At 47.9% G+C, this 413-nt stretch carries 1 pseudogene; it reads right to left on the bottom strand.

The features are described 5' to 3' along the window. Positions 1–337, bottom strand: a pseudogene (locus D4A39_RS19305) (hypothetical protein); the annotation flags it as partial. Between the last annotated feature and the right edge of the window lie 76 nt (positions 338–413).

The raw sequence follows: 413 nt of genomic DNA, 5'->3' as shown, positions 1-413 counted from the left end.
TGGGGTGCGGTCTGATAAGCAATACTCCTTCACGGATGGGTGAGCATCCCGCCACCTTGAGAATCTTTCCATTCTTTCCCTTGCGTTCCCTTTCCTTTTCCTGCATGGCACGTCCGGTCTTTTCCTTGACCATTTGCTTGATATTGTCATAATGAGTTCGCAGTTCGGGAGTGCCGAAGTCGGGATTTATCCACTGTTCGTTATCGGTGGAAAGTTCGGGAACGACATAGATTCTGGACTCCCCGATATTACGCATATACTCGGCAGTCCTTCGGTTGTGTGCCTCGCTCGATGCGATGTTGCAAGGCTTGATATGTATGCTTGATTTTGTTGCCATAGCTTCTTTCCTTTGTTTACAATTGATTTACTTTGCTCGCTTTCGCAGAGGGGTTCTTAGGGGTAACCCATAAGCG

Source organism: Alcanivorax profundi, from assembly GCF_003597125.1.
GTDB lineage: Bacteria > Pseudomonadota > Gammaproteobacteria > Pseudomonadales > Alcanivoracaceae > Alcanivorax > Alcanivorax profundi.
Note: the sequence above shows the minus strand (reverse complement) of the source record. Positions and strands in the feature narration are given on the sequence as shown.